The 11,565-nt window shown below is 27.2% G+C and carries 13 protein-coding genes; 5 read left to right on the top strand and 8 right to left on the bottom strand.

Features of this window, described 5'->3' with window-relative positions; translation table 11 throughout:
• Positions 1 to 176: 176 nt before the first annotated feature.
• On the bottom strand, positions 177 to 2,255 hold the full coding sequence (locus tag CQA44_RS02685; protein ID WP_115545747.1) for a DUF262 domain-containing protein: 2,079 nt from the start codon (positions 2,253 to 2,255) through the stop codon (positions 177 to 179).
• Between the two features lie 106 nt (positions 2,256 to 2,361).
• Between CQA44_RS02685 and CQA44_RS02690 the strand changes: the two genes are divergently transcribed.
• Complete coding sequence (locus CQA44_RS02690) at positions 2,362 to 2,610, top strand: helix-turn-helix transcriptional regulator (protein ID WP_115545972.1); 249 nt, start codon at positions 2,362 to 2,364, stop codon at positions 2,608 to 2,610.
• 268 nt (positions 2,611 to 2,878) lie between these two features.
• Here CQA44_RS02690 and ruvX read toward each other — a convergent pair whose 3' ends face one another.
• The 6 genes from ruvX to minD form a co-directional block, all read right to left on the bottom strand.
• Positions 2,879 to 3,244, bottom strand: coding sequence for a Holliday junction resolvase RuvX (gene ruvX, locus CQA44_RS02695; protein ID WP_115545748.1), 366 nt, complete (start codon positions 3,242 to 3,244; stop codon positions 2,879 to 2,881).
• On the bottom strand, positions 3,238 to 4,032 hold the full coding sequence (locus tag CQA44_RS02700) for a DNA-processing protein DprA (protein WP_115545749.1): 795 nt from the start codon (positions 4,030 to 4,032) through the stop codon (positions 3,238 to 3,240). The genes ruvX and CQA44_RS02700 overlap by 7 nt, the downstream gene beginning before the upstream one ends.
• Positions 4,032 to 6,140 (bottom strand): WD40 repeat domain-containing protein, encoded by a 2,109-nt coding sequence (locus CQA44_RS02705; RefSeq protein WP_115545750.1) that lies wholly within the window; start codon positions 6,138 to 6,140, stop codon positions 4,032 to 4,034. Before CQA44_RS02705 ends, CQA44_RS02700 begins: the two co-directional genes overlap by 1 nt.
• Positions 6,112 to 7,065, bottom strand: a complete 954-nt coding sequence (locus CQA44_RS02710; RefSeq protein ID WP_181881754.1) for a divergent polysaccharide deacetylase family protein — start codon at positions 7,063 to 7,065, stop codon at positions 6,112 to 6,114. The genes CQA44_RS02705 and CQA44_RS02710 overlap by 29 nt, the downstream gene beginning before the upstream one ends.
• Before the next feature lie 69 nt (positions 7,066 to 7,134).
• Complete coding sequence (gene minE / locus CQA44_RS02715) at positions 7,135 to 7,365, bottom strand: cell division topological specificity factor MinE (protein WP_408941374.1); 231 nt, start codon at positions 7,363 to 7,365, stop codon at positions 7,135 to 7,137.
• Entirely contained in the window at positions 7,362 to 8,165 is an 804-nt protein-coding gene (gene minD, locus CQA44_RS02720; RefSeq protein ID WP_115545752.1) for a septum site-determining protein MinD, read from the bottom strand. The genes minE and minD overlap by 4 nt, the downstream gene beginning before the upstream one ends.
• Positions 8,166 to 8,321: 156 nt before the next feature.
• Here minD and pflA point away from each other — a divergent pair, with 156 nt between their 5' ends.
• The 4 genes from pflA to CQA44_RS02740 are packed head-to-tail and all read left to right on the top strand — an operon-like array spanning position 8,322 to position 10,867.
• Entirely contained in the window at positions 8,322 to 9,092 is a 771-nt protein-coding gene (gene pflA, locus CQA44_RS02725; RefSeq protein ID WP_115545753.1) for a pyruvate formate-lyase-activating protein, read from the top strand.
• 24 nt (positions 9,093 to 9,116) lie between these two features.
• Positions 9,117 to 9,599 (top strand): DUF6056 family protein, encoded by a 483-nt coding sequence (locus tag CQA44_RS02730; protein WP_115545754.1) that lies wholly within the window; start codon positions 9,117 to 9,119, stop codon positions 9,597 to 9,599.
• Between the two features lie 44 nt (positions 9,600 to 9,643).
• Positions 9,644 to 10,618, top strand: coding sequence for a DUF6056 family protein (locus CQA44_RS02735; RefSeq protein WP_258864890.1), 975 nt, complete (start codon positions 9,644 to 9,646; stop codon positions 10,616 to 10,618).
• A 45-nt stretch (positions 10,619 to 10,663) separates the two neighbouring features.
• Positions 10,664 to 10,867, top strand: a complete 204-nt coding sequence (locus tag CQA44_RS02740; protein ID WP_115545756.1) for a hypothetical protein — start codon at positions 10,664 to 10,666, stop codon at positions 10,865 to 10,867.
• Between the two features lie 85 nt (positions 10,868 to 10,952).
• Here CQA44_RS02740 and CQA44_RS02745 read toward each other — a convergent pair whose 3' ends face one another.
• Entirely contained in the window at positions 10,953 to 11,546 is a 594-nt protein-coding gene (locus CQA44_RS02745; RefSeq protein ID WP_115545757.1) for a type II secretion system protein, read from the bottom strand.
• Positions 11,547 to 11,565: the final 19 nt, after the last annotated feature.

The following is an 11,565-nucleotide window of genomic DNA, read 5'->3' on the forward strand; positions in this document are numbered from 1 at the left end:
TCATCAAGCAAATATCACATTACAAAGCAAGCTAGGAGAGGGAAGCGAATTTGTGATTGAATTTATGACTGTGATATGATAATTACCTTTTTTGTGTGGCGTAGGGTAAATTTTAATTGTATTATTTAAATAATACCCTAACAATATACAAAACATAAAACAATACAAAGTATAGTTTAACTTTCTATTTTAAAGTCTTGAGCTTTAAGATTACAAGATGTTATAAATTTTTCAAGATTTTTCCCTATGTTTTGCAGTGATGCTCCTGATATAAACCAAAACTTCCCTTCTTCACACCCTATTTCTATACTTATGCTCCCATCGCTATTGGCTTTATGTGTAGCTTTGGTTTCATCAAATGTAAAAAATGGTGGATTTTCATCACCTATAAATTTTTGGGCTTTTTCTTTATGATTTTTATAAATATAATCACAAATCGCTTTTGCTAATTCTCTCCCTGTTTTTACATTGCACTTTTCTCCATTAGGAAAATGTAAAATACGTAAAGGATAATTAGTTAAATTATCAGCTAGTGTTTTTAATAGGGGCTTTATGCGATATTCTTTTGATATATCTCTAAAAATATTTACTTCACAGAATTTTTCAGCCAAGTAAGCACTTCTTTCTTTAATATTCTCTATTCCCCAAGTATCCATATTTGTAAAATATTCATTAAGTTTTAAAGAGCCATTTTCAAGTAAAAGTTCTACTTTTTCTTTAAATGGCTTATTACCAAGTTTTTGATTCTGTCCGCTAAGAGATAGATTTCCAAAAGTATGAAGATATATACTCTCTAATCTTTCATATTCTTCCCCTACAAACTCACGCCACTCTTCTACTGGATTTTGTGGATAAAAATGTTCAATTTCAAGGTTTTCGTCTTTTGGTGGTTCAGCATTGATAAGTTTTTCTATCTCATAAAGAATAAACTTACAGTGACTTTTTAGAGAATATGCACTACATTCTTCAAAGGCTCTTTTTACTCTCTCATTATTTGGGAAAATTTCTCTTCCATCTCTTTGACCTAAAAATCTCTCTAAGCCTTCAGAACTAACATCATAGCTATTTAAAAGATTTTTATAAAGTTCATAAGTTACTTTATTTAACGCATTACTCTCAAAATTACATATCGCACGACGTGCATGATAGCTTATTAGCAATTCTAACATAGCATTAAAATTTTCAAAATCTAACTTTTCTTGCTCAAAATCATTGGCTAATTGCATAATAAATGGATAAGATACACCAAATTTTAAATTTACTATATTACTAATTTTTTGCCTTAGAATTACTAATTTTTTATCTAAAATATCACTTCTTGCTAAATTAAAATGTTCATCAATAAAAATTTGATAAATTCTAGAATAATTGCATAAGTTTTTCATAAGCCCTTCTATATCATTGCTAAAATGTTCTTTATAATGTTGCTTAAATGTATAGTAAGTATCATTTTTTTTAACTTTTGCTCCATAATAGATTCTTAAATATGCTTCAATAAAATCTTTTATTACACTCTCTTTAACTAAACATTCTTCTAATGGCTTCCAGTATCTATCATATAGGTTTTGCTGTCTATTAGAATCTTCTCCCATCATTAAAAAATTGCGTATTAAATCCACTCCTTCTAAATGCACACCCGTAGCATTTATACTCTCAAATACTACTTGTGGATCATCATCACCTTTCTCTAAGCCAATTCCTACTATTTTAAGGCGTAGAAAAGCACTATAAATTTCTTCTATGCTATAACCTTTTTCAATATATCCCCTAAGCTCTTTTATAAAAAAATGATAATTTTGCTTTATATTTGAAAAACCTGTAATTTCATTCCAACGACCCTCCATAACTAAAGCAAAAGCTTCTCTATCTCTTTTGATAGGTTTTAATCGCAGTCTATTGCTTATGCTACCATCACTTAAAAATCTAGTAATCTCATTTTTTATTTGTTCATTTGTGGATATTTGCTGCATAGCTTTAAGTAAAAGCATTATAGTAGTAATTCTTTGTTGTCCATCAATAATTACATATTCTTGAGTATTTCTTAGACTATTTTCTTCTGACACTAAGTGAATGATAAAAGTAATAGTTCCCATAAAATGTGTTTTATTTTTATCTTTTGTAATTGCCACAATATCTTCTAGCAGTTTTGCACAATGCTCTGTTGCCCAAGTATAATTCCTTTGATAAACAGGGATAGCAAATCTTGTGCTATTTAGTGAGAAAAAATTATTTATTGTATCTTGTTGAACTTTCATAAAATCTCCCTTCGTATATAATTTATCCTATAGGATATATAAAATTGAATTATATCTGTGTAAAGTTTAACAATTTATTAATCCTATAGGATAAATAGTGGGTAAAATGCAAGAAAATTTTGGTAATGCTACGCAAGATGAGGTTTTAGCATTTCATAAGCGCGTATCACACAAAATTAGAATCTTACGTGAAGAACGTGGTGTTTCTCAACTTGATTTAGCCCTTGATATTGGTATTAAATCTGTGGCGTTTTATTCTAACTGTGAAAATAATCGTTATGGTAAGCATTTTAACCTTGAACATTGTTATAAAATCGCTAAATCACTTAATGTCGATATTAAAGATTTTTTCTAAATATTTATTATTCTTGCTTTTAATAAATACAAGTTTAAAATAAATGAGTTTATCACTATGTAGTAAAATTTTAAGTAAAAACTTAATTCTAATTATTTGTTTGTATTAGCATTAAATATAGCTTAATATTTAGAGGAAAGCTGTTTTTATTTTAAAAAACTTTTAAAATTTATAGGAGGGAAATAAAAATTTTATTATAACTCATAAAATTAGATTTAAAAACTATAAAAAATTATCTAAATAATCTATAAAAAAATACTTGATAACTTTAGAGATTTAAATATCTTTCTAAGATTATCATAGCAGATAGGCTATCTAATGTACCATTTTTGCGAAGCTTCTTGCTGTTACTTCTACCTTGTATGTGATTTTCAGCTTCTTTTGTGCTTAATGTTTCATCTATAAATATTATTTCTCCACTAAATTTTGCTTGAGCAATAAAGTCATTTAAATTAGCCATTATTTCATCTTTTACTAAGCCAATTAACAAAGTTTTAATATTTTTTTGCTCTATTATAATTTTTAATTTATTTGAAGCATTAGAATCATTAATTATTGCAGGTAGAGGCAGTATTATTTTATGGCAATTCCAAGCAATTCCAATTCTCTTTAAGCCAAAATCAATAGCTAACATTTTGTCCTAATAATATTTGCTTCACGAATTAAAAGCCCTCTAAATTCATATTCTAAAATTTTATTTCCAAATTTCTCTAATGCTACTTCAAAGCTAGGAGAATCTTTACAAAAATCTAAAATTTCATCACTGTTATTTTGTATTTTATTTATACTATCTTTAAAATGTTCTCTCATAAAATCATCAATATTATATATTGCTTTTGCTTTATTTTGTGCTAATAGTGAGTTTGTAAGTTTAGATTCATTATATCTTTGAGGGATTGTAAAAATTGGTTTATTTAAATTTATTGCATATCTAGCACTTGAGCTTGTCCCGCTATTTAAATCGCCCTGTGGTAAAATCACCATATCACTTATGGCAATTACAATTCTATTTCTTTCTAAAAAACTATGTCTTTTTGGATGATATTTATTCTCATACTCACTAATTATCAGAGCCTCATTTGTAATATTTTGTATCATTTTTTTATTTTCTTTAGGGTAGATTATATCTAGGCTTGATGGAGAAATCATAATTGTATTAGGAAATGAATTTATATGTGCAATAGAATCTACTCCAATAGCCCCACCACTTATTATTACTGCATACTTTGATAGCGATTTTACTAAAGAGGCTGTAATATTTTTTGTATATTGATTTGGGTTTCTAGTGCCAACAACCGCAATTTTAAACTTTTCTAATAAACCAGTATTGCCAATATAAAAAAGTTTTTCTGGTGGATTTTCAAGCTTAGAGAGATTATTTTTTATATTAGGAAATTTATTAAATTGTAGAAGCTTTTGCATTATATAGCTTTACTTAATAGCGTTTTTTGAAAACTAAAGATTTGATTTGTTAGATTTTCAAATTCATATTTAAAGCCAAATTTTTCACAAAATTCTATAATATCATCATCTCTACCAAAAATTTGAATGTAGTTTATAATACTTTGTTCCCAATTTATAGAGGCTTTTTCAAGTTTAGCTTTTTGTTTAAACTCCTCTAAATATCCAATTTGAAATATGGATTTAATCTTATCACTCCAATAAGGTATTTTTATATAATCGCCAAAAATCTCTCCTAAATTTTCTACTTTGCCACTATATGCAGCAAATTTAGCTTCATTATAGACTTCATCAAAATCTTTGCTCATATTTTTAAACTTAGCTAGATACTGAAGATCTTCAAAATCATCTGCTAATTTGTAAGCTTCAATCTTCTTATTTTCTCTAATTAACTTTAATATTTCTAATTTTTTATCTACAATGATAATATTGTTTGTAATACTTTCTTTATAAAGTGGGAAGTTTAGTAGGAATTTTGAAAGCTTGTAGAACTCATCATAATCATCAGTATTTTTTGCATTAATTGCTTTTTCAAATAGATTCTCTCCAAGCATAAGGACTTTTTTATAAAGTTCACTATCTTTTAAATAAGCAAATTTTGAAGTTAAACTAAAATATTCTTTGAAGTTTTGCTCTTTTATAAAATTATCTGCATCTTTAAAAATATGAATATTGTTTAAAAGCTGCATAATAGCATCTTTTTTTGGGGTTCTCATAAATGGCTCAAGATAATTTTTAGCAGTTTCGATATTGGTAATATTTTCTTCCAAAAGTTTTTTTGCATTATTAAAAGCCTTATACCATAGGTTTTCTAGCTCTTCAAATTGTGTAGTTTTGTCTAAAAATTTAAATTGTAAAGACATATTGTAAGCCTCCTCAAAGGCTCTTTTATCAATCAATTCTTGAAATTTTTTAAGATAATCTTTTTGGCTTAGATAAACGCTAAAAGCATTTTTCTTAGTAATATCTTTGATAAATGGATTTACCAATTCAATTGCCTCATTAATTTTATTTTTGCTTAACATAATGACTGCTTTTTTTAAAATATCATTCCAATCTTCATCAAATACTTTAGCACAGGGTAAAAGAGATAAAAAAATATTAGATTCTAGCATTTTGCTTGCAAGAGCATAATTTTTACTATTACAAGCATTTTTAAAACTATCATTTTCATCTTTATAACCTATTATTAAAATATCTCCATTAATACTTCCTACAAATATATATCCCATATCAATGCAAATAGAGCTAATTCCAGCAATTTCTTCTAGTTTTATATGGAAAAGTAAAGAGTTTTCTTTAAGATGTATTAAATAAATCTCACTATCTCTTGAGCCAATAATTGCAATTTTTTCATCACTATCTATACAGAAAACATTTGGCCATGAGTTAAAGTGATTTTGTGTATTTATTATTTGATTTGCTCTTACATCATAAATTATTGATTGAAAATCTCTAGTAATCAAAAAAAGTTTTGAATTATTTTCAAAGAATCCTCCCCATTCAACTACTTCATTTGTATTAAAAATACTAATAGTCTTAGCTCTCTGGCAATCAAAAATCATATTTGATTTATTAAAGCAAGATGAAAACATAAATCTAGAATCATTAGAAAAATTAATAGATGATATATAATCAGGACGATATGGTAAAGATAAAATTCTAAGAAATGAGGAAGTGTCATATATATATACTCTACCATCTTCGCCACCTGTTGCAAGTAGAGAGGAATCTTTTGAGAAGTTTGAAGCACTAATATCTCTTTTATGGCTGGTGATTTTTATAATTGGCTTTATATTGTCTTGTATTTTTGCAATAGTAGCTCTCTTTGAGCCAACTTCGCATAAACATACAAAACTATCGCTTGAGCTAGATGATTTTGAGTATTTATGTGGAATTTCATTTGATATAATTAGTCTATTTAGCTTTTGTATGCTAAGAGAGGTAGAATCTATAATACAAGCTTGATAATCTTGTGTAACAACACTAACACCATCGGCAGTTTTGCTAATACTAAGAATAGAACTATTTAGGTTAAATCTATTGATTATTTTTATGTTTTCGTTCATTTAAGATTCTTTGGGCATATTGTGTTACTTTTTTATTTTTTAATATAGAATCTAATTCATCTAAATATATTACATCAACATCTTTTAAAATATGATTTTTAGCTATCTTTATAGCCTCTAAGCTTTCTTTATGAGGGTGTGCTATAAGTATTGCATATCCTCTACTTTTAGCTATATTTACACCCTCTTTTATTTGCTTATTTAATGAAGTAGAATCTAATTTATTATCAATAAATACATCCCTATATAATATTAATTTATTTTGTTCTTTTGCAATATCATTTAATACGCTATTTGGTGTAGTTTTGCTATCTACAAATTCAATTAAATAAGAATCTAAAATTGATAATAAAGTTTCTGTGCTAGTTTTGTTCTCTGTAAATTTTGAGCCTGTGTGATTATTAATATATTTTGTTTTTGGCATAATTTGTTTTATATCTTCTATTTTTGCTTTTATTCTCTCAATGCTATCATTTGTTTTTATTGTATCCAAGTCATCTGTGTATTTATGTGCTTCAAGCGGTAAATGAACCATAAAAAAATCTAGTTTTGATACTGCCTCAATCATAGCACTATCATTTTTTGCAATTGGAAATATTGATGGTGTTAGCTTTAGTTTTATATTTAAAATATCATTAAGCTGTTTTTTATTTGCAATATCATCTATTATAATTACTAATTTTGGTTTAGGCGTCTTTAAAATTTTATTATAAGATGGTTTTCTATTAGAGCGACTTTTGTTTTCTTCATTTTTGTTTTGTTCGGTTAGTATGCTATCTTGGTAGTCATTAGATTCTGATGAAATTGGTTTATTATAATCTATTCTTCTTTTGTATTGTTTAGTGTATTCATCTATGTTTTTGTTAGCTTCTTCTAAGCTTTGTATTTCTTTATCAAATGTAATTGCCTTATCATTTACTACCACTATTGTATCTGCTTTTAAAGAGGTTATAAAGGTAAATAAAGCAAAAAATAAATAAAACATTTTATATTGTTATACTAGAGTGATTTCTATTTCTAACATATTTATATTTTGATTAGAATCTGTTTTGAAATTAATTTTGTTTGCTTTGGTGTATTTTTTAATTACCTCAATTATTTCATTTCTCATTTCATTGATATATGGTATATTTGAACTTCTTTCGTGTGCTAATATTATCTTAAGTCTTTCACTTGCTTTTGAAGCAGAGTTTTTTTTATTAAAAAAGCTAAGAAAATCCATCATTTAAACAACCTTTTAATAGAATCTAAAATGCTATCATTGGGAATCTCTATGGGAATTTCTTTACCTAGAATCCTATCACAAATATCTTGGTAAGATTTTGCACTTTTTGTATTTTTATTATAAATAACAGGCACACCACTATTTGTTGCACTAATTATTTTTTCATCTTCTGGGATTAACCCAATTAGTGGAATCCCAAGTATATTTAGTACATCATCACTGCTCATCATTTCACCTTTTTTAACTAGGTCTTGCTTAATTCTATTAATAATTAATGATTTTTCTACTTCTTTCCCATCTCTTGCTTTATCACTTTTTGCATCAATTATTCCTATTACTCTATCAGCATCTCTAACGCTACTAACTTCAGGAGTAACAACTATTAAAGCTTTATCAGCCCAAAATATTGCGTGTTCAAATCCACTTTCAATCCCTGCTGGGGAATCTATCAAAATAAAATCAAAATTATTCTTTAATTCTTCAATTAGAATTTTTACCTTGTCTTTATTTAAAATATTTTTATCTTTGCTCTGTGAGGCAGGAAGAAAGTAGAGATTTTTTGATTTTTTATCATTTATTAGGGCTTGATTAAGATTGCATTTTTCTTCCATAACATCAATCACATCATACACTATTCTATTTTCAAGTCCAAGTATCATATCAAGGTTTCTAAGCCCTATATCAAAGTCAATAGCAACTACTTTTTTCCCACGATTCGCAAGCCCAACAGATATATTCCCAACAGCAGTAGATTTACCAACACCACCCTTGCCAGAAGTTATAGTAATAACAATTCCCAATTTACCACCTTATAAGTTTTTTATTGTATTATTTTTAAAGTTTTTATTAATAATGAGAATAGTATATCAAATTTTAGCTTCTTAAAGGATTAAAATTAGATGATAAATTAAGCTCCATAATTATAAAATTACAAAATCTAATCTTAAAGAGAAATAATGCAAATTAGTAACACAATTAAAATAAATAAAGCAGATTTTATTAATAATTGTCCAAAGATTAAAGCAAAAGTCCACTCCATAGAGACTTTTGGGGCAGTTGATGGACCGGGAATTCGTTTTATATTATTTCTTCAAGGTTGTCATTTAAGATGTCTTTATTGTCATAATCCTGACTCTTGGGAACTAAATGCTGGAAATGAGTTAAGTTTAAAAAGTATATTAAAAAATATTATGGCTTATAAAAAATTCTACAAAAATGGTGGTGTTACTATATCAGGGGGAGAACCACTAATTCAGCATCAATTTTTATTTGAATTTTTAAGCGCATTAGAAGTTTTAGGATTTCATAGTGCCATTGATACAAATGGTTTTATTGATTTAAAATATTCTAAAAAATGTATTGATAAGGCAAATATGCTACTTTTGGATATGAAAGAAGTTGATGAAAATGATTGTATAACACTTACAGAACATAGCAATACTAATATGTTAAAGACACTACAATATTGCCAAAGTGTTAATAAATGTGTTTGGATTCGCTATGTATGTGTGCCAAACTATACTCTAAAAGATGAAAAATTACATAAACTAGGGAAAATGATAAAAAATTATTCTTGTGTAGAAAAAATAGATTTAATCCCCTTTCATCAACTTGGTGCTTATAAATATAAAGAATTAAACATTAAATATAAACTAGAATCTACCCCAACTCCAAGTAATGAAGATATGAATAATGCAAGAGCAATTTTAAAAGAATATGGATTTTGACTAATAGTTTATAAAAGGAGAGATATGAGAATTTTGAATTTTAGCGTATTTGGCGTGGTATTTCTATTTTTATTATTAATAAATATTTTACTTCCTAGACAAAGTGATGATTTTGATGCTTTTTTTAACTCACAAAAAGGTTTTGAATCAGCAAAACGCTTTTATCTTACTTGGAATGCTAGAATAGGTGAGCTTTTTTATCAAGGATTTATTGGTGGGATAAATCCATATCTCTTTGATTTTTTAAATGCTTTAGTTGGCGTTATGTTTATATTTTCTTTTTTTATACTAGTGTTTGCTAGAGTTCCTAAAAGCTCTAAAGATGTTTCTATGCTCTTTTTAACTCTTCTTATATTGATGTTTTTTAGTGCATTTGGTTCAGATTTTGTTTGGGGAGCAGGTAGCCTAAATTATATGTGGGGATTGTTTGTAATAATAATATTTTTGCTTCCCTTTAGATTCTATTTTGCTAGGTTATTTATGGGGGGGGGTCGCATACTAATTTAGAATCTAGTTTAGAATCTCAAAATACTTTTATATTTATAGCAAGCATTTTTAAGAAGCTAAATTCCTATAAATTTTTAAAAATTATATTTTATATTTTATTTTTATCATTTTCTTTTATGGCTGGTATGGCAAGTGAACAAATTGGGATTCTTAGTATTATTAGCATTGTTTTATTAAATACAATTTCATTTTATAAAAAATATAAGCCTCCTTTGTTTTTGAATATTGCATTTATATTTTTTATAGGTGGTTGGCTTTGTCTATATTTCTCCCCTGGACACGCAAATAGAGCAAATTTATATTTTAGTGATTTTTATATGAGTATTGCTCAAGTTTTGCATTTAGATTTACTTAGTTTTTCAAAGCGTCTTTATCTAACTATTTCAAACTTTCAAAATAAAATAATAGTATTAATAGATTTTTTACTCCTTTGTTTGATATTTAAAAAACAAAATATAAAAAATATTTTTATATTTATTATTATGGCAATTTTGATATTAGCGTTATACAATAATTTGAAATTTGCTTGGTTTATTAACCTCTTTATCCTAGCAGTAATTTTTTTAATTTTATCTCTCAAGGATAGTTTTTATCGAATCTTACTTGCATTATTTTGCTTATTTATCCTTTGTATGCTATCAACTATACAATTTCCGGGTCTCCCTCATAGGGCAAGGCTTGGAGATAGCTTAATTTTAATATCTATAATTTTATTACTTTATAATAGATTTATACAAAATAAATATATGCAATTATTGACAATATCTTTTTGTGGAATTTATGCTTTATATGTTAGCTTTACATATTTAGAGTATAGAATAAAGTGGAATAATATGGTTAGCTCTATAATAGAGCAAAAGAGTAGAGGTGTAGAATATATTGAAGTAGAAAATATATTTCATAGTAGATATAAGAATTTTGGGGATTGGGTAAATCCCTCTAGTAGCGATTCTAGTATTTGGCCAAATCCTAATTATGCAAGGTATTTTGAAGTAAAAACCTTTAGTGTTAAAAAATAAGCTAGAATTTTAAAAAATTATTTAATATTTAGTTGAAAGATTATAATGGAAGATGATAGATATAAATTAGTTATGTTTGGCTTTGGTGTAAAACTAAGAGATTTAGATGAAGTGAAACTTAGATTGTCGCAGATTCCAACTCAAAGAGCAAAAGTTGAGGGACTGGAACAATGCTATTTAATAGATTTAAGTAATGCTAAAAAGTTTAATATAAATTACGATGAAAATGGATTTTTTGTAGAGTTTTGATAAAAATTAATAAATAAAGATTATAAATAATTGTAGTAAAGAATAATTTATTCTAAAAAGCTCTAAAGAGCTTTTTAGATATTAATTAAAACTCAATAGTTCCTGTTGAAGCTAGAGGAATACTTTTGTTTCCATAACCTGCAGAGTTAGCATAAGATGCACTCAAAAGCTGACAGAATGTCCCTGAACCGCTGGTACTTCCTCCTTTTCCATTAGCATTTTGTGGTTGGAATTCTAATGTTCCATTATTTGTGTTAATACCTAGTATCATACCACAACCAACTTTTCCACTTGTGCCATTTGCTAGAGTTCCATTACCTAAAGGCTCAATTCCATTGTTTTGAGTTACTCCTGTTATAGCAGTTCCACCAACTTGCCATCTGCTTCTATCTAATCCACCAACTTCAAGCAACCATTCACCCCAAGTTATTAGACCACTTTTACCTTTTGTAGGGTCATTTGGAGCTGGAACACTTGTAGCTTTTGGGTCAAGATTATCTGCAAAAACTTTAGCAACAACTGCCTTTTGAACTGAAGCTAAATCACTTCTTGCTGTTGCAACTTGTGCATCTGTCCTTGTAGCAACAAATCTTGGCACTGCTACTGCTGCTAAAACTCCTAGTATTACTATAACAAATACTAACTCTATCATACTAAAACCACTTCTTCTTTTCATCATATTGTCTCCTTTTGATGAC

The sequence above is a fragment of the Helicobacter sp. MIT 14-3879 genome (assembly GCF_003364125.1).